18 protein-coding genes are annotated in these 17,774 nt (G+C 68.8%); 5 read left to right on the forward strand and 13 right to left on the reverse strand.

Annotated features, from left to right (window positions below):
- Window positions 1-19: 19 nt before the first annotated feature.
- The gene (locus ATSB10_RS00640; RefSeq protein WP_063669956.1) at window positions 20-412 is read left to right on the forward strand and encodes a VOC family protein; all 393 of its coding nucleotides are present in this window, start codon (window positions 20-22) and stop codon (window positions 410-412) included.
- A 10-nt stretch (window positions 413-422) separates the two neighbouring features.
- Here ATSB10_RS00640 and ATSB10_RS00645 read toward each other — a convergent pair whose 3' ends face one another.
- From ATSB10_RS00645 to ATSB10_RS00660, 4 genes are all read right to left on the reverse strand, one after another.
- Window positions 423-1,331 (reverse strand): cation diffusion facilitator family transporter, encoded by a 909-nt coding sequence (locus ATSB10_RS00645; RefSeq protein ID WP_063669957.1) that lies wholly within the window; start codon window positions 1,329-1,331, stop codon window positions 423-425.
- A 71-nt stretch (window positions 1,332-1,402) separates the two neighbouring features.
- Entirely contained in the window at window positions 1,403-1,915 is a 513-nt protein-coding gene (locus ATSB10_RS00650) for a Slp family lipoprotein (RefSeq protein WP_063669958.1), read from the reverse strand.
- 63 nt (window positions 1,916-1,978) lie between these two features.
- Window positions 1,979-2,908: a 23S rRNA (adenine(2030)-N(6))-methyltransferase RlmJ gene (locus ATSB10_RS00655; RefSeq protein ID WP_063669959.1), complete on the reverse strand. Its 930-nt coding sequence runs from the start codon at window positions 2,906-2,908 to the stop codon at window positions 1,979-1,981.
- Window positions 2,909-2,968: 60 nt separating this feature from the next.
- Entirely contained in the window at window positions 2,969-3,610 is a 642-nt protein-coding gene (locus ATSB10_RS00660) for an NAD(P)-dependent oxidoreductase (protein WP_063669960.1), read from the reverse strand.
- 112 nt (window positions 3,611-3,722) lie between these two features.
- Between ATSB10_RS00660 and ATSB10_RS00665 the strand changes: the two genes are divergently transcribed.
- Entirely contained in the window at window positions 3,723-4,625 is a 903-nt protein-coding gene (locus ATSB10_RS00665) for a LysR family transcriptional regulator (protein ID WP_063669961.1), read from the forward strand.
- Window positions 4,626-4,628: 3 nt separating this feature from the next.
- Here ATSB10_RS00665 and ATSB10_RS00670 read toward each other — a convergent pair whose 3' ends face one another.
- From ATSB10_RS00670 to ATSB10_RS00685, 4 genes are all read right to left on the reverse strand, one after another.
- The gene (locus tag ATSB10_RS00670) at window positions 4,629-5,558 is read right to left on the reverse strand and encodes a DMT family transporter (RefSeq protein WP_063669962.1); all 930 of its coding nucleotides are present in this window, start codon (window positions 5,556-5,558) and stop codon (window positions 4,629-4,631) included.
- A 52-nt stretch (window positions 5,559-5,610) separates the two neighbouring features.
- On the reverse strand, window positions 5,611-7,806 hold the full coding sequence (locus ATSB10_RS00675) for an AsmA family protein (protein ID WP_063669963.1): 2,196 nt from the start codon (window positions 7,804-7,806) through the stop codon (window positions 5,611-5,613).
- A gap of 135 nt (window positions 7,807-7,941) precedes the next feature.
- Window positions 7,942-8,715 (reverse strand): siderophore-interacting protein, encoded by a 774-nt coding sequence (locus ATSB10_RS00680; RefSeq protein ID WP_063669964.1) that lies wholly within the window; start codon window positions 8,713-8,715, stop codon window positions 7,942-7,944.
- A 10-nt stretch (window positions 8,716-8,725) separates the two neighbouring features.
- Window positions 8,726-9,409 carry a PadR family transcriptional regulator gene (locus tag ATSB10_RS00685; RefSeq protein ID WP_063669965.1) on the reverse strand — a complete coding sequence of 228 codons (684 nt, stop codon included), beginning with the start codon at window positions 9,407-9,409 and terminating at the stop codon, window positions 8,726-8,728.
- 134 nt (window positions 9,410-9,543) lie between these two features.
- On the opposite strand from ATSB10_RS00685, the gene ATSB10_RS00690 reads away from it, so the two are divergent.
- Both ATSB10_RS00690 and ATSB10_RS00695 read left to right on the forward strand, forming a co-directional pair.
- Complete coding sequence (locus ATSB10_RS00690) at window positions 9,544-11,409, forward strand: ABC transporter ATP-binding protein (RefSeq protein ID WP_063669966.1); 1,866 nt, start codon at window positions 9,544-9,546, stop codon at window positions 11,407-11,409.
- A 215-nt stretch (window positions 11,410-11,624) separates the two neighbouring features.
- A complete protein-coding gene (locus ATSB10_RS00695) occupies window positions 11,625-13,187 on the forward strand; it encodes a methyl-accepting chemotaxis protein (RefSeq protein ID WP_205631078.1) in 1,563 nt (520 codons plus the stop codon).
- A 120-nt stretch (window positions 13,188-13,307) separates the two neighbouring features.
- On the opposite strand, the gene ATSB10_RS00700 is transcribed toward ATSB10_RS00695, so the two are convergent.
- Both ATSB10_RS00700 and ATSB10_RS00705 read right to left on the reverse strand, forming a co-directional pair.
- Window positions 13,308-14,258, reverse strand: a complete 951-nt coding sequence (locus ATSB10_RS00700) for a peptidylprolyl isomerase (protein WP_063669967.1) — start codon at window positions 14,256-14,258, stop codon at window positions 13,308-13,310.
- A gap of 144 nt (window positions 14,259-14,402) precedes the next feature.
- Window positions 14,403-15,113: a hypothetical protein gene (locus ATSB10_RS00705; protein WP_063669968.1), complete on the reverse strand. Its 711-nt coding sequence runs from the start codon at window positions 15,111-15,113 to the stop codon at window positions 14,403-14,405.
- Between the two features lie 123 nt (window positions 15,114-15,236).
- Here ATSB10_RS00705 and ATSB10_RS00710 point away from each other — a divergent pair, with 123 nt between their 5' ends.
- Entirely contained in the window at window positions 15,237-15,500 is a 264-nt protein-coding gene (locus ATSB10_RS00710; RefSeq protein ID WP_063669969.1) for a hypothetical protein, read from the forward strand.
- Between the two features lie 236 nt (window positions 15,501-15,736).
- Here ATSB10_RS00710 and ATSB10_RS00715 read toward each other — a convergent pair whose 3' ends face one another.
- From ATSB10_RS00715 to ATSB10_RS18825, 3 genes are all read right to left on the reverse strand, one after another.
- Complete coding sequence (locus ATSB10_RS00715) at window positions 15,737-16,165, reverse strand: hypothetical protein (RefSeq protein ID WP_063669970.1); 429 nt, start codon at window positions 16,163-16,165, stop codon at window positions 15,737-15,739.
- Window positions 16,162-16,641 (reverse strand): GNAT family N-acetyltransferase, encoded by a 480-nt coding sequence (locus ATSB10_RS00720; protein ID WP_236886465.1) that lies wholly within the window; start codon window positions 16,639-16,641, stop codon window positions 16,162-16,164. Before ATSB10_RS00720 ends, ATSB10_RS00715 begins: the two co-directional genes overlap by 4 nt.
- A gap of 331 nt (window positions 16,642-16,972) precedes the next feature.
- A complete protein-coding gene (locus tag ATSB10_RS18825) occupies window positions 16,973-17,596 on the reverse strand; it encodes a uracil-DNA glycosylase (RefSeq protein ID WP_083966017.1) in 624 nt (207 codons plus the stop codon).
- Between the last annotated feature and the right edge of the window lie 178 nt (window positions 17,597-17,774).

Genomic DNA, 17,774 nt, shown 5'->3' on the forward strand with positions numbered 1-17,774 from the left:
GCCACACAGGAATGCCACGATGCCCCAGAGCCTGGCCCAGCTCACCGTGCTGGTGAGCGACTACGACGAGGCGATCGCCTGGTACACCGGCCGGCTGGGCTTCACCCTGCGCGAGGATACGCCGCTCGGCGGCGGCAAGCGCTGGGTGGTGGTGGCGCCCCCAGGCTCGGAAGGCACCGGTCTGCTGCTGGCGCGGGCGGCGACCGACGAGCAGCGTGCCGCGGTCGGCCGCCAGGCGGGCGGCAGGGTCTTCCTGTTCCTGCGCTCGGATGACTTCTGGGGTGATTACCGGCGCATGCTGGCCGCGGGCGTCACGTTCCGCGAGACGCCGCGCGAAGAACCCTATGCCACCGTCGCCGTGTTCGAGGACCTGTACGGCAACCCGTGGGATCTGTTGCAGCCGAAGGGCTGAGTGACTCCGCTCAGTCGGTCACGTCCGGCTCGAAGAAGCTCCAGCGGATCTCGCCGAACTCGGCCTTCATCGCCGCTTCCACCGTGTTGATCGCGTCGATCAGGCCGCGGTCGGAGCTGGTCGGCTCCATCCGTGCCTTCACCGCCACCATCACGTCCGGGCCCATCTGCAGGGTGATCAGGTTGAGCACCTCGGCCACTTCCGCGCGGCTCTTGAGGAAGGTCAGCAGTTCGGCGCGCCGGCGCGGTTCCACGCCCTGGCCGATCAGCAGCGCCTTCACCTCCACCGCCAGCGCGACGGCGACGACCAGCAGCAGCACGCCGATCGCCAACGTGCCCAGCGCGTCGAACATGAGGTTGCCGGTGAGCATGGTGGCGCCCACCGCCAGGGCGGCCAGGCACAGGCCGATCAGCGCGGCCAGATCCTCGCCGAAGATCACCAGCAGTTCGCTGGAGCGGGTCTCGCGGAACCAGGTCCACAGCGGCTGCTCGCCACGCGCCTTGTTCACTTCCTGCAGGCAGCCGCGCATCGACAGGCCTTCGGCGACGACGCCGAACACCAGCACGCCCAGCGCCACCCACGGCCACTTCAGCGGCTCGGGGTGGCCGAGCTTGTGCACGCCCTCGTAGACCGAAAACATGCCGCCCACGCTGAACAGCAGGATCGCCACCAGGAACGACCAGAAGTACATCGCCCGGCCCCAGCCGAGCGGGAATTCATCCGACGGCGGCCGCTTGGCCTGGCGCACACCGAGCAGCAGCAGGCCCTGGTTGCCGCAGTCGGCCAGCGAGTGCACCGCCTCGGCCAGCATCGCGCCCGAGCCGGTCACCAGGGCGGCGACCAGCTTGGCCAGGAAGATCGCGAAGTTCGCGCCGAGCGCGAGGAAGATCGCCTTGAGCGAATTGGCGTGGCCGGACATGCGGGTGTTCCATCACGGGTCGGGCCGCACAGTGTAGCGGCGCCGCAAGTCCGTGCGACGACGCGCGGGGCTCAGTGGATGCCGACGCCCACGCCGATGCCGAAGTGCACGTTGCTGCGGCCGGACTGCAGCTCCTGCTGCGTCCAGCGGTGGGCCTGGTCCACCGTCACCAGCGGGAACACGTAGTCCGCCTCGCCGACCTTGCCGGCGCGGCTGCCTGCCAGCGTGCCGGTCAGGGTCATCAGCGCGCCTTCCGGGTAATCCATCGGCTCGACGAAGCCGTGCATCACCGCGATGAAGCGGCCGTTGCCGCTGTCGCCGACCTGCGGGCGCTGCGAGCTGTCCAGCGGAAAGGCCAGCACCTCGATCTCGCTGCGGTCGGCCAGGTTGTGCACGGCGACGATGCGGCCGCCCCAGATCACGTGGCCGTTGGCGTAGCGCTCTGGCGTGCTGGCGACCTGGAACGGCACCGCGGACACCAGGTTCGGCGAGGTCTTGTAGATCGGCGCGGGCGCGCACGCGGCCAGGGCCAGCAGGGTCAGCGGGGCGAGCAGTCGTGACAGGGGGCGGACGAGGCGACGCATGGCGGGCTCCGGAGCATGGGCACGAATGGATGCCGTCGCGGAGGCCGCGACGGTAGCGCGAGCTTAGCGCGGACGGGGGGAACGCGGCGCCGGGGAGCGGGGCGGCGGCGGGGTATCGCCGCTGTCGTTCACCAGCCAGTCCAGGTTCCAGCGTGCCGGCTGGCCCTGGCCGAGCAGGCGCGCCATCGCGCGCAGCGGTTCGCGCAGCACCTCGTCCAGGTTCCACGGCGCGTTGAGTATCACCATGCCCGAGCCGTTGAGCCGCAGCGGGGAGTCGTCGGCATGCACCAGCAGCTCGGCGCGCAGCACGCGCCGGGCCATGCCGTGCTGCAGCCCGCGCAAGAACGGCTGCACCTGGCTGCGCAGCTTGATCGGATACCACACCGCGTAGACGCCGGTCGGCCAGCGGGCCAGCGAGGCTTTCAACGCCCGCTCGATCACGCGGTATTCGGCGTCCTGCGCCTCGTAGGGCGGGTCGATCAGCACCAGTCCGCGTTTCTCCGGCGGCGGCACCAGCGCCTTCAGCGCTTCGTAGCCGTCGCGGTGGTGCACATGCACGCGGGCGTCGCGCGCGAACAGTTCGCGCAGGCGTGCCGCTTCTTCCGGATGCAGCTCGCACAGGTGCGCGCTGTCGCCCTCGCGCATCGCGCGGGCCGCCTGCAACGGCGAGCCGGGGTAGAGCTTCAGCCCGTCCTCGTTGCCGGGCAGCGCGAGGATGCAGTCCAGCCAGCGGCGCAGCAGCGGCGGCAGGGTGGCCGCCTGGCCATTGCCCGCGCCGAGGTCGGGAAACAGCAGGCGGCGGATGCCGTCGCGGTACTCGCCGGTCTTGCCGGCCTCCTTGCCTTCCAGCGCATAGCAGCCGCTGCCGGCATGGGTGTCGATGTAGGCGAACGGCGTGGGCTTCGCTTCCAGCGCTTCCACCAGCGCCAGCAGCACGACGTGCTTGAGGACATCGGCGAAGTTGCCGGCGTGGTAGGCGTGGCGATAGTTCATGGCAGGCACGTCGGGCAGGGCACCCGATTATAGGCCCCTGCCAGGCGCGTCCCGGCGCGGTCAGTAGGCGACGGTGATGCGGCGGTCGGCGGCGTCGCGGCGTTCCACCCGGTCGAGCAGGGCGACGGCGTAGTCGCCGATCGAGATGCGGCTGCGGCCTTGCGCGTCCACCAGCAGCTGCTCGCCCCCGACGCGGTAGGCGCCGGTGCGTTCGCCGGGCTCGATCAGCGCTGGCGGGCTCACGTAGGTCCATTCCACCGGCCCGCGGTAGGCGCGGAACGCGGCGAGGGCTTCGCCCTGGGCTTCGGCCTCGGGCTTCCATGCAGCGGGGAAGTCCGGATCGTCGATCACCCGACGACCGGGCGCCACCTCCAGCGAACCGGCGCCGCCGACCCAGGCCAGCCGCGTGATGCCGGCGTCGGGCAGCTGGTCCAGCAGGGTGCGGGCATAGCCGGGCACGCGGCTGGCGTCCTGATCGCGCCGGGCCGAGAGGCTGGCGATGGCGGCCTCGCTGCCGTGGAGTGCGCTGGTCCAGCCCGCAGGTTGCGCCACATCGGCGGTGACGACGGTCAGGCGATCATGTCGCTGCGGCAGGCGGGATGCATCGCGGACCACTGCGACCACCTCGTGCCCGCGGGCCAGTGCTTCATCGAGGATGCCCTGGCCGATGTGGCCGGTGGCGCCGAACAGTACGAGTTTCATGGGGCTTCTCCGTATCGGAACGGAGCAGAGCTTGCGCTTCCGATTGGTTGAGATAAACGCCCTATGATGCAAATCACTGTAAAGTTCTGATTGACAGTGAAAGGAGCATGCGATGCGTGGCGAGCGGGCGGACCAGGTCAATCTCAACCGGCTGGCGGTGTTCGTGGCGCTGGTACGCGCGGGCTCGTTCACGGCGGCGGCGGAGCAACTCGGCATGACCAAGGCGATGGTCAGCCAGCACCTGGCGAAGCTGGAGCAGGAGCTGGGCGTGACGTTGCTGGTGCGCAGCACGCGGCGCATGTCGCTGACCGAGGCCGGCGCCACCTTCCATGCCGACTGCGTGCGGCTGCTCGCCGGGGCCGAGGCGGCGATCGAGCGTGTCGGTACCGCGCGCGACCGGCCCAGCGGCACCCTGCGCCTGACCACGTCGCTGGACTACGGCAATGCGGTGATCGTGCCGCGCCTGGCCAGCTTCATGCGGCAGCATCCGGCGGTGCAGGTGGACCTGGTGCTCAGCGACCACGTGAGCGACATCATTGCCGAGCGTTTCGACCTGGCGATCCGTGGCGGCTGGCTGCGCGATTCCAGCCTGCGCGCCACCCGGCTCGGCAGCTTCCGGCAGTTGCTGGTGGCGGCTCCCGCCTATCTCGCCGAGCGCGGCACGCCGCGGCGCGTGGACGAGCTGCCTTCGCACAGCGTCGTCGCCATGTCGGCATTGCCGAATCCGCTGCGCTGGAACTTCACCACCCGCGGCGGCAAGCGCAGCACGGTGCGGCCGCGACCGCTCGCGCAGGCGAACAGTGCGGCGGCGGTGCGCGGTCTGGTGCTGGCGGGGGTCGGTATCGCCGTGCTGCCGGACTACCTGGTGGACGAGGACATCCGTGCCGGCCGGCTGGTCGCGTTGCTGGCCCATCTGCACCTGCCCGATGGCGGCATCCATGCCGTGTACCCGGGGCCGCGCGCGCCGGCCAAGGTGCGGGCGTTCATCGAGCACCTGCAGGCGGCGGGTGGCTGAGCGTCACTCCACCACGTTGTGGCTCTCGGTCGTGCCCAGCAGCTCCGGCTGGGCCGGTTCGCGCGCGTCCCGGTGCAGCAGCGGGTGGATGAACACCGCGCCGATGATCACCACCACCCCGACGTAGAACCACGCGTGCAGCTCGCGCTGCTCGCCGAGCAGCAGGATCGCCAGCACGATCGAATACACCGGCTCCAGGTTGGTCACCATCTGCACGCCGAACGCGCTCAGGTGGCGCAGCGCCACCAGCGCCAGCGCGAACGGCAGCAGAGTGCAGCCGAAGCTCAGTGCCAGCAGCAGCAGGGTGTCGTGCAGGCCGGGTACCTCGAAGGCGCTGCCGACGTGGGGCAGCAGCGGGGCGAGCAGGGTCAGGAACGCCGTGCCGGTGCCCAGCTCCAGGCAGGTCACCGTGAGCGGATCGCCGTGCTCCACCAGGCGCTTGTTGAACGCGCCGAACAGCGCCACGAACAGGGCCGACAACGCACCGACCGCGATGCCCATGCGCATGCCGTGCGGCACCCCGCCGACCACCATCGCCACGCCCGGCACCACCGCCACGGCGATGAGCAGCTCGCGCGGATCGAACTTCCGGCGCGCGATCCACGGCTCGATGAAGGACAGGAACACCGGCCCCAGCGCGATGCAGGTGGCACCGACCGAGGCGTTGGACAGCTTGATCGCCGCGTAGAAGGTCAGCCAGTGCAGCGACACCAGCACGCCGATGCCGGCGTAGGCCCAGCGCAGTCGCGACGGCATTGCGCGCAGGCCGCGCCACACCCGCGGCACCAGCAGCAGACTGCCGGCCACCAGCAGCATGCGCCACCACACCAGCGGCAGAGCGGGCAACGTGATCAGCTTGCCGAGGATGGCGGTGAAGCCCCACAGCAGGACGCAGAAGTGGATCTGCAGGCGGGCCAGGTTGACGGGCTGCATGGGGCGGCGTGGGCGCGGGGGAGGTGCGCCATTCTAGCCGTCCGTCGCGCGGTTATTTCGACGATCGCCGCTTGGGCTCGCCGACCTGCAGGCCGCCGGTTCCACGCAGCTGCCGCAGCACCCGCTGACAGGTGTTCGGAGGTTGGTCGTGGTCCGGCGAGATCAGTGCCAGCAGCGCGGCGGCCGGCGCGGCGCCGGCGCCGAGCGCGACCGCGCCGCCGGCGCGCAGGGCGAGCGGCCCGGCCTGCACGCCGACGTCGGGATGCTTGAGCGTGCCACGCACGTACAGCGGCGATCGCAGCGACAGGATGCGCAGCCCCTTGGTCTCCGGCTTCACGTCGAGGTCGAGCTTTTCGCTGGCCATGTCCACCGTTCCGTCCACGTCGATCTCGGCGTCCTTCGTGTCGAAGACGAACAGCCGGGTACGGAACAGGCCGTGGCGCGCCGAGAGGTCGGTGGCGGCGCAGTCGATCTGCACGGTGCGGTCGCCGAACAGCTTGCCGAGGATGATGTTGCCCACGTTGAGGCCGGCGGCTTCCAGCAGGTTGCGGCTGATCGCGCCATCGTTCATCAGCAGCTTCACCTCGCCGTTGGCGCTGCCCAGCAGGGCGGCGACCGAATTGCCCGTGGCGTCGAGGTCGGTGCCGCCGTTGATCTCGCCCAGGCTGGTGCGCATGGCATCGAATTCCGGAAACAGTGCCTTGAGCCGGATGTGCCGGGCGTCGAGCTCGGCGTGGCCGCGCATCGGCGACTGGCCACCATCCAGGCTGAGCTGGCCGTGGACCTCGCCGCCGGCCAGGCCGAAGGCGAGCGGATCGAGCGTGAGCCTGCCGTCGTCCATCACCAGGTGGGTGGCGAGCGAGTCGATCGGCAGCGCCTGCACGTGCTCGATGTGGTCGGCCGCGAAGTGCACGTCGGCATCCATCGCACGCCAGCGATCGGTGCGGAACGGCTCCACCGGCAGCGCCTTGTCTGGCGGCTGCGGCGTGCCGTCGCCGCGCTGCTGTTTCTCCCGGCTGTCGTCCGCGCCGATCAGCGGGGCGAGGTCGCTGAATTCGAGGGTGCGCGAGTGCAGGTCTCCGGTGAGCTTCGGCCGTGCGCCACCGGTGGCAAAGACGAGGTCGCCGGACAGGTCGCTCGATCCCACCCGGCCGCGGAAGTGCCGGTACTCGAAGTGATTGCCACGGTCGCCGAGCGTCGCGCTCAGGCGGCCGCGCGTGGCATAGGGGCGGGTGTCGGGCAGGGTGACGCCGAGCAGCGGATACAGCTGGGCCATGCTGGTGCCGGCGAACCACAGGTGCAGATCCAGCGCGCCGAGGTGCAACGGATCGGTGAGCGTGCCGGCCAGGCCGATGCGGGTGTCGCCGACCTGCAGTTGCGCCTGCACCGGGAATGGACGGTCCTTGCGTTGCAGGGCGAGCACCGCACCGATGCGCCCGCTGCCCCTGGCGGGTGCACCCTGGTAGCGGCCTTCGGCGGTCCAGCGGAACTGGTAGCGCGTGTCGCGGGCGGCGCGGTCGGCCTTGCCGACATCTTCGCCCTTCGCGCCGTGCCCGTCCTTGCCCGCGACCTTGTCGGCCGCGGCGTCGCCGGCGACCGCCCTGGCCGCGCCGGCACCGGCCACGTCGCGTGCCTGCGTCTGCGCCGCCTGTTCGCTCTGCGCGACGACCTGGTCGTAGGGAATCGCCTTCTCCAGCGGCTCGATCTGCACGGTCAGGTCGGTCTTGTGTGTCGCGTCGTCCAGCGTCACGCGACCTTTGTCGAAACCGACATTGCCGAGCTGCAGCGACCAGCGCGACGCCGTGTCGCCGTGCGGCAGGGTGAAGGTCCAGTTGTCGCGGCCCTGGCCGTCGCGCTCCAGGTCCACGCCCGGCTGCACCAGCTGCAGCGACGGCACGTCGATGCGGTGCGCCAGCAACGCCAGCGGCGAGAGCCGGAAGCGCAACGCATCCAGATGGGCGAAGTGGGGCTGCTTCGTCCAGTCGGGATTGGCGATCGTGATGTCGCGCGCGGTGAACTCCGGCCACGGCAGCCAGCTGCGCCAGCCGGTCTCGTCCTGCGGCCGGCGCCAGTTCACCGTGAGATCGCCGTGGATCGCGAACGGGCGGCCGATGGCCTGGCTCACCGAGTCGTCGATGAAGGGTCTGAGCCGGTTCCAGTCGAACAGTTCCACCAGCACCACCAGCAACGCCACCAGCGTCAACGCGGAGATGGCGATCCCGGCGAGGATCCTGCGGCTGCGTTTCATCCGGCGCCTCCTCGATACCTGGCTGCGCCACCCGGGACGGGCGGCGCGGCAGGCAACCGGGATAACCGGCCGCGCGGCAAGATTTCGTGCTCGGGCCGTGCAGACCCTCAGCGGCGATTCATCGCCGCGCCGCGCTCAGGTGGCCTTCCAGTAACCGGTGGCCTTCAGGCAGTCCTTCGCCACACCGCGCCCTTCCAGGGCCTGGCGCAGGCGACGCGCACGCCCGGATTCGGCGGCGATCCAGCAGAAGGTTTCCCCGGCGGGCAGGGTCCACGCGGCCAGCGCCTGCTCCAGATGCGTGCCGGTGGCGGCATCGGCGCCGCCGCGCGGCAGCCAGTGGATCGTCGTGTCGGCACGCGAGGCCAGCGTCTGCCGGTCGGCGTCGTCGGGAATCTCCACGAAGGCCACCGCGCGCTTGCCGGCCGGCAGCTGCTCCAGCCAGCGGCCGATCGCCGGCAGCGCGGTCTCGTCGCCGAACATCGCATAGGTGTCGAAATCGTCGGCGACGAGCATGGAGCCGCGCGGGCCGCCGGCGCCGATCGTCTGTCCCGGCGCGGCCTGCGCCGCCCAGCTGGCGGCCGGGCCGTCGCCGTGCAGCACGAAGTCGATGGTCAGCTCGTTGGCCCCGGCGTCGTGGCGGCGGGGCGTGTAGTCGCGCATCGGCGAGTAGTCCACGCCAGGCGCGTGGATCGGCCCGTCCGGGCCGATCGCCGGACGCACGATCTCGCCGCGGCTGTTGGGGAAGAACAGCTTCACGTGGTCGTCCGGCGCGGCGCTGACGAAGCCGCGCAGCTCGTCGCCGCCGAACACGACGCGGCGCATGTGCGGGGTCAGGGTTTCGACGCGCTGCACTTCCAGTGTGCGGAACACCAGCGGATGGCGCAGGGGGGTATGGACGTGTGTGGTCATCGTCGCGTGTTCACTCCTCGCGGCCGCTGGCGATCTCGCTGGCGGCGCGCTCGAGGATCTTCGCCACGCGCTGGCCTTCGGCCTTGTTCCAGTCGGTGCCGCGCATCAGCAGCGCGTGCTTGAGCGCGTGCATGGCTTTGTGCACGGCTTCCGGCATGGCGGCGCGTGCGGCCATGCGGGCGGTGTGACGGGTCTGTTCCATGACCGCCTCGACCGCCGCGCGGTTCTCGTCCAGAAAGGCCTTGCCCTCGGTGGTGATCGCGTAGCGCTTGCGACCGCCGGCCTCCGGCTGCACCTCGGCGTGGCCCAGCTCTTCCAGCATGGTCAGCGTGGGATAGATCGCACCGGGGCTGGGGCTGTACTGGCCGTTGAACATCTCCTCGATGGTGCGGATCAGTTCGTAGCCGTGGCGCGGCTGCTGCTCGATCAGGGCGAGCAGCAGCAGGCGCAGGTCGCCGTGGCCGAACATGCGGCCGCCACCACGACGACCGCCACCGCGCAGGCCTCCGCCCAGCTCGGCGAAGGCATCGCCGCGGTCGCCGCCGAACGGGCCGCCGCGCCAGCCGTGGCGGCCGGCCTCGCGCAGGTGCTCGCGGGCGTGGTCGAAGAAGGCGCGCCAGTCGCCGCGGTGGAAGGGGCGGTGGTCGTGATGGTCATGGCGGTCGCCGTGGAAGCCGTGGTGATGGCAGCGCATGATGTATCTCCGATATATCGTTGTTGACCCGGAAAAGATATATCGCAAGAATATCGAAAGACAAGTCCCGCCCGTCGGCGGTATTCCTTACCCAATCTTCCCAAGGAGCATCGATGCCTCCTCCCGGTCATGGCATGGGTGGCGGTCGCCACCAGCCGCCGCCCGCGCCCAAGAGCCTGCGCGAGCGTTTTGCCGCCCTGCGCAACGTGCCTGCCTTCCTGCACAGCATCTGGACGACCAGCCGCTGGATGACCCTCACCAGCGTGCTGCTGCGGCTGGTGCGCGCGCTGTTGCCGGTCATCACGCTGTACGTCGGCAAGCTGATCGTCGACGAGGTGGTGCACCAGGTCCGGCTCGGCGGATTTCCGGGCGACCTCACCACCGCATTGCACGACGGCCGCTTCGATCACCTCGCCACGTTGCTGGCGCTGGAGTTCGCGCTGGCGGTGCTGGCCGACCTGCTCGGCCGCGTGGTGGCGATGGTCGACTCGCTGCTCGGCGAGCGCTACGCCGACCTCACCTCGATCCGGCTGATGGAGCACGCCGCCTCGCTCGACCTGGAGGATTTCGAGGACGCCGACCTGCAGGACCAGCTCGACCGCGCGCGACGGCAGATCGCCGGGCGCAGCTCGCTGCTCTCGCAACTGCTGCAGCAGGCGCAGGATGCGATCACGCTGGTGAGCTTTGCGGTGGGGCTGGCCGTCTACGCGCCGTGGCTGATCGTGCTGCTGGCGGTGGCACTGGTGCCGGCCTTCCTCGGCGAGTTCCACTTCAACGCGCAGAGCTACGCGGTGAACTACCAGTGGACGCCCGAGCGGCGCGAGCTGGATTACCTGCGCATGGTCGGCGCCAGCGCGTCCAACGCCAAGGAGGTGAAGAGCTTCGGCCTCAACCGTTTCCTGATCGACCGCTACCGTGTGCTGTCGCAGTCGATCTACCTGGCCAACCGCCGCATCGCGCTGCGCCGTGCCAGCTGGGGCGGGCTGTTCACCACGCTGGGCACGATGGGCTACTACGCGGCCTACGCGTTCATCGCCTGGCGCACGGTCACCGGCGCGTTCTCGATCGGCGACCTGACCTTCCTCTCCACCTCGTTCCGCCGCCTGCGCACGCTGCTGGAAACCCTGCTCACCGGCTTCTCGCAGGTGGCCGGCCAGGCGCTGTACCTCGACGATCTGTTCTCGTTCTTCCGGATCCAGCCGGAGATCCTCTCACCGCCGAATCCACGGCCGTTCCCGCGGCCGCTGCGCGAGGGCTTTGTGTTCGAGGACGTGGGCTTCCGCTATCCGGACGCCGAGCGCTGGGCGGTACGCCATCTCAGCTTCACCCTGCGCGCCGGCGAAGTGCTGGCGCTGGTCGGCGAGAACGGTGCGGGCAAGACCACCCTGGTCAAGCTGCTGTCGCGCCTGTACGACCCGGACGAGGGGCGCATCCTGCTCGACGGCCACCTGCTGGCCGAGTACGACCTGGAAGACCTGCGGCTGAACATCGGGGTGATCTTCCAGGACTTCGTGCGCTATTACTTCAACGCCTCGGACAACATCGCCGTGGGCCGCATCGAGGCACGCGAGGACGAGCCGCGCATCAGCGATGCCGCCCAGCGCAGCCTCGCCGACCAGGTGATCGGCAAGCTGCCGAAGGGCTACGCGCAGATGCTCGGCAAGCTGTTCAAGGGCGGCGTGGACCTGTCCGGCGGCGAGTGGCAGAAGGTCGCCATTGCCCGCGCCTACATGCGCGATGCGCCGCTGCTGATCCTCGACGAGCCCACCGCCGCGCTCGACGCGCGTTCGGAGTACGAGGTGTTTCAGCGCTTCAAGGAGCTGTCGCACGGCAAGACCGCGGTGATCATCTCGCACCGCTTCTCCACCGTGCGCATGGCCGACCGGATCATCGTGCTGGAGGGCGGGCGGGTGGCCGAGTCCGGCTCGCACGACGAGCTCGTCGCCGCCGGCGGCCACTACGCCGAGCTGTTCGAGCTGCAGGCGGCCGGCTACCGCTGAGCGCCTCGCCGGGCCGGCGATGCTGCATTGCGTCGGTACCTGCGGCGTCGAAAGTGCTACCAAGGTCGGCGCGGCAAAACGGCGGGATTCGTAAAGTTTTGCTGTCCACGACCGACATGCGGAGACCACCCGCGATTCCGGCAGAGGCCGGAGGCCGGTGGATGATGTCCCGCCGTTCGGCCGGTACATCCTCGCGACAGGACAAGGGCCGTCTCATGCGCACGTGGTTGGTACCGCTGAAAACCCGCATCGAATCCCTGGCGACGGAGTTCGCCGGCCGCTTCCCCGGCGACTTCGCGCTGGACGGCGGCAAGACCATCGCCGTCGGCGGACGCGACACACCGGTGTTGCGCAGCGGCGGCAAGCCGCTGAACCTGGACTTTTCGCTGCCGGACGGCTTTACCGCCGATCGCGGCGCCACCGCCACGGTGTTCGTGCGCAGCGGCGACGACTTCGTGCGGATCGCCACCTCGGTGAAGAAGAAGGACGGCACCCGCGCCGTCGGTACCTTGCTCGACCGCTCGCATCCGGCCTGGGCCAGGCTGCTGGCGGGCACCTCGTTCACCGGCTACGCGACGATCTTCGGCACCCAGTTCATGACCCGCTACGACCCGGTGTCCGACGCCGGCGGCGAGGTGATCGGCGCGCGCTACGTGGGGCTGGACGTCAGCCGCATGCGCAGCCTGGGCATGCCCTGGCGGGTGGCGCTGGCCACCGCAGCCTGCAACCTGGCGATCTGGCTGGTGCTGTGGTGGTGGCTGCCGAGCGGGCACACCAGCAAGGTGCTGCTGCTGGCGCTGTTGTCGTGCGGACTGGTGCCGGCGCTGGCCGGGTGGCTGGTCCAGCGCAACGTCAGCCGGCCGATGGTCGAGTGCCGGGAAGCGGCGGGCAAGATCGCCGCCGGCGACCTCAGCGCCCAGGTCGCGGTGGACCGGCGCGACGACGTCGGCCAGCTGCTGCAGGCGATCAACGGCATCAGCGTCGGCCTGGCCGACGTGGTGACCCAGGTGCGCCAGGCCAGCGACAGCATCCACACCGCCAGCGGCCAGATCGCCGGCGGCACCGCCGATCTCTCGCATCGCACGCAGGACCAGGCCGCCTCGCTGGAGGAGACTGCCGCGGCGATGGAGCAGCTCACCGCCACCGTGCGGCAGAACGCCGACCACGCCCGCGAGGCCGACGCCCTGGTGGCCAGCGCGGCGCAGCAGGCGAAGGAGGGCGGCGCGCTGGTCGAGCAGGCGGTCGCCAGCATGGGCGACATCAAGACCAGTTCCGAGCGCATCGGCGACATCGCCGGCCTGATCGACGGCATCGCGTTCCAGACCAACATCCTCGCGCTCAACGCCGCGGTGGAAGCCGCGCGCGCCGGCGAGCACGGCAAGGGCTTCGCCGTAGTGGCAGCCGAGGTACGCGAGCTGGCCCAGCGCGCCGCGGCGGCGGCACGCGAGATCAAGGGGCTGATCCAGAGCGCGGTGGCCACCGTCGATACCGGCGCCGACCTGGTCGACCGCGCTGGCGAGTCCACCCGTCGCATCGCCCAGGCCATCCAGAAATCGGCCGGCCTGATGAGCGAGATCGCCGCGGCCAGCGAGGAGCAGAGCAAGGGCATCGCCGAGGTTGGCTCGGCGGTCACCCAGATGGACGAGGCCACGCAGAGCAACGCCGCGCTGGTGGAACAATCCGAAGCCGCCTCGCACAGCCTCCAGGAGCAGGCCGAACGCCTGCGTCAGGCGGTGTCGGTGTTCCGCACCGCCGACCAGGTGTCGCGCGCGCCCTAGCCGTCACCTTGCTCCCTCTTCCCGTCGGGGAGAGGGTTGGGGTGAGTTGAGGGTGCTCGCCGCACGCCCACCCGCCGGCCTCACGCCCAGCCCCGGGCCGGCGTTGCGAGCGATAGCGTGCTACTTCGCCTCTGCCGGGTCGCGCGTCGGCACGCTGATGCTGCACAGGTCGATCTTGCCGGCCGGGCGCGTGTAGAACGCATCGCGGCGGTTGCGCTTGGCCTCGACCAGCCTGGCGAAGCTGGCGCTGTCGGTGCGCAGCACTTCCACCTTCGGCCGCTCGGCCGGCGGCAGGTCCGCGGCCAGCCGCACCGAGACGATCGGCGTGCGCTGCTCGGCCTTCTCGTAGAAGCCCAGCGGGCCGGTGCCGCGCGGCAGCGCGGAGAGGTATTCCATGCCATCGATCACCCGACCAGCCACCGCCAGGTTGCGGTCCAGCCCGCGCGGCGCCTGGCCGATGATCGCGTACAGCGAGTTGCCGTTGCCGGTGGTCGGCCCGACGTCGCGCGCCACGCCCACGGTGCCGTAGCAATGGGTGATCCACTCCTCCTTGCTGGCCGGGTCGCGTGCGACCGGGAAGCCTCCGGAGAAACCCACTTCCGGAGCGTACACGTCGCCATCGGGCAGGCGAGTGAAGGCCAGCTTCGGGTCCAGCGGACGGGTGAACTCCGGCGGCAGCGTCTTCTTCGCCGTGCCGAGCGGCTTCATCTTCGAGCGATCCGCGTTGTCGTCGTCGTAGGGGTCGCCCCATTGCGTGACGAAGTTGTCCTGCACGCGGATGATTGCCAGCCCGTCGAAGTAATGCTCGTGCGCCAGGGTGCGGATGTTCGCCGCATGCAGCGGCGTGAAATCCGGCGCCAGCTCGATCAGCACCCGGTGCCCCCCGGCCAGCGTCATCACCAGCAGGTTGTCCGGATCCGGCGTACGCCACTCGGCCGGCTTCGACGCGGCAAGGATCTCCTTCGGCGTCAGCGAGGGCTTCGGCTTGGCCTGGTCGGCCAGCGCAGGCAGCGAGGCGAGCAGGCAGGCGGCGAGGGCAAGAGCGAGTGCGGTCGGGTGGAAGGTCGGCATGGTTTCCCCTGTTGGCGGTGGTGCAAGCGAGTGACGGTAACAGAGGGGCGCCGGGAGGCCGCAACGTACCGTTTGAGGTGAACCTGTCCCCGTTACGTTGCGGCGCCGGACCCATTCGCTTCCATCGCTGCACCTGCGCAACCGTCAGGGCGCTGGCTCGTACCAGCGACGGATATAAGCATTGAAGCGATCCTGATATCGGTGCTCGTAGCACTCTTTCGGCGTGCGGTAAGTACCCCGATCGTCTGGGGATGGATCGCCATCTGGTCTGGCGGGTGCCCCCGTGATCCTCGGGCGGATCGATCTCAACACCGCCGGGTAATAGGTCGGCAGCGAGCCGGCGGCGACTTCTTCGTCCATCTTCCGTGCGACGTCCTTCTGGAAGCCCGGGTCACTGTCCGCGTGCGCCACCAGAATCAGCATGGCGCTGGCAGCGTCATCCCCCACCTGGCGAGGGGTGGGGAATCCATATTTCGAAACAATGGTTTTCAGTCCGGCGAGATTGGCCGCATCCACCTCCCTGACATTTTCCCAGGCCGAGCTTTTCCGGTCGCGCATCGCGACTGCGATCGCCCGGGCGTTCTGGTCCAGCCGGATCATCGCCATGATGCTCAGAAGCAGCCGCTGGTCGGGCACCTCTGGAATCGAGGAAAGCTGATCGCTGAAAGTGGTCGGCGAGGCCGGAGACCAGGCGCATTGGTCCTTGGCTTCCTGCGCAGCGTGTCGCTGGGCGGCCAGGCGCAGCTGCCAGATCTGGTGATTCTCGTACTCGGAATAGCCACCGGCGAGCAGTTTTCCTGGGAGAAGCCAGGCCAGGACAAGGGCGGCGCATCCGATCTTCTGCAGGCAATCCATGGGGTGTATCTCCTTCGGTGCAAACCGGCTGCGTGGAATATAGGCTAGGGCTTGCTTGCTTCACACGCGGCCCCGGGCATGGCTGTTCCCGGTGGATTGTGATGACGGGATCAGGAGGCTGGCATGAGCTATGTGCGATCGAGCAGTAGCCTACCCATGGCGCTCTCCATGGATGTCTCGGCATTCGCGGGCGTTCTTCTCGCGCTGCTGGTGATGATGCTGGTGATCCAGCCGGATACCCGCGTCGTCCGTCCCGGCATCTCGGATCTTGGCGAGTGCTCCGGAGGGGACGACGATTACTGCGGCGTCAGCTGGCGCACGGTGATCATTCCGGCCTCCGGAAAGCCGTATCTGGCCGACGAGCCGGATGTCGCCATGGCCCCCTGAGACACGCTGGCTGGGCGGCTTCGGCCCGGCAAGTCAGGGACCGTCGTCGGCTGGCTGGTCAAGCCGGCCGACGGAGCGCGGGTCGAGGCGGTGGTCGATGCGATACACCATCTGCGTGCGTAGCAGTCAGGGCCTGTCGCGCTGACGGGCGAGACGCCCTAGGCGACGGCGGCAGGATCTATCTGCCTCACTTGTCGGAACGGACCTGCTCCCGTTCCGGTCCCGGGCTTGCTGACCTATTCAGGTGCCGATTCCTTCTGGCTCATGCGTTTCGTTGCGCGCCACGCGTCACGAGCGGTGCGGACAGTCTCCAGCCGCGCGGCCTGTGCTTCACTGAGTGGCGCATGCCGGGCCCTCCTCAGCAGCTTCTCGAACAGGTATCCCGACCGGAAGAAATACGGGCGGAGCTCGACGAAGCAGATCGCTGCCTCCAGCGTCTCCGGGTCGCCCGCGGCCAGTCGTTCGAAGGCCCCGTCGAGCCCGCCCGGGAACGCCAGCCGATCGTAGCGGGCATGAAACTCCTCGCAGGCGCGCTGCCATTGCTGGCGCTTTGCCTCACTCTGGCCGCGCTCGCGAACGGTCTCGTGGATGCGGCCGTGCAGCCTCGCGATCTCGTCCGCGTTCCTGCGGATCTGCGCTTTCAGTCGGTCGGCGGCATCGGTCATGGCGGCGCCAGCGGCTTGGTCATGGGGATGCAGGCCAAGGTGACACCGAGTGACGAGCGATAGGTGGATGTAGCTTCGCCTGCGAATCCGAGGCGCCGATAGAACGGCGCCGCGTTGAGGGTGGCGTCGAGATGGATGGAGGTCAGGCCGGCCGCCTGCGCAAGACACTCGAGGTGGCTCATCAGTGCTCGCCCGACGCCGCGCCCCATCCAGTCGGGCCGCACGAAGATCGCATCGATCTTCCCGGAGGCGAGGTCGATCATGCCCGTGCCCACCACGCCGCCGTCGATCTCCGCGACGTGGAATGCATCGGCCACGCGGAGGGCAAACAACTCGGACATCTCGCCCGAGGTCCAGATCGCCAGGTCCTGCTCCGGGTAGTACCCCGCGCACTGGGTAAGGATCGCCTCGCGTCGGATGGCGAAGGCGGTGGGTGCGTCTGCAAGGGTGGCTGTGCGGATGCGTATGGCTTCCACCGAAGACAATGGGCCGCGCCTACGTCGATCAACCATGGATTATAAGTGAACCCGACCCCGTTAATTTCTGCGCGTAGTACCCCGTGCACTGGGTAAGGATCGCCTCGCGCCGGATGGCGAAGGCGATGGGTGCGTCTGCGAGGGTGGCTTTGCGGATGTACGTGGTCCTCATGCGGATCGATTGGCCGGGTTGGGTACGCCTATCACTTGGGGGTGGCCCTGTTCGATTCATCGTAATCGAACAGGACATGGTGTCTGCTATCGGCCAGGAACGGATGGCCGCCCGGCTGCGTCAATGCATCTGGCCTCTCTCCAAAACAGCAAGGCGTACCTATTGATCATCGAAATAGGCCAGCCGATCTGCTACAGACTGTAGATGCTTCAGCACACGGTCGCGGTTGCCAGGATAGCGATTAATAAACATCGGGCTCGGGTGCGGCATGACCATGAGTTCTATATCCGGGCGCACGTCCTGAATGACATTCCGCGTATACAGTGCCTTTTTGCCCACGAGCACGACTATACGAAGCAGATGGAGCGTCTTGAGAAGCTCTTTGAGCCACGCATCTGCCTCGTGCACATCATCGCGTTTCGCCGGACGAATTTTGGTGCCTGACCCTATGTACCAAGGCACCGCATTCCAGATGATGGTGCGGCGGCGATCAATTCCTGCTTCTTGATTAAGTAGGTAAAAGTTCTTGGCCGTTTCGTCGGGGTTGTTGCGGGAGATGAATCCGCTAGCAACCGCTTTCGGGCCAGGAGCTTCAAGCAGGAACATAACTTGCGCGGACTCGCCACCGTCAAGGGGGTCAAAGTCGGGGACTTTGTAGAAGGGGCCCTTCGCATCACGTATGAGCTTCACAAAGCCAGCCAAGGCAGCCATGTGAGATTTCGAAAGCATCGCGGAACGTGCGCTCCGCTCTAACTCGTTTGCGAGTGATTTGGGGGCATCCATCGAGCTGAATTCCAATGTCTAACGTTCGACATGAGCGTCTGCTTGGGGCGCCCCTTCGGGGCATCCTCGGTCGCGGCCATGATCGCAAGGGCTGCCTGCGGCCAGGAGCGGTCACTCAGCCGCCACGATTTAGCCGGAGGCGGGAGCAGCGCAGATCGGGCATGATGCATGCCTGCCT

This window comes from Dyella thiooxydans (assembly GCF_001641285.1).
In the GTDB taxonomy this organism is placed as follows: Bacteria; Pseudomonadota; Gammaproteobacteria; order Xanthomonadales; family Rhodanobacteraceae; genus Dyella_A; species Dyella_A thiooxydans.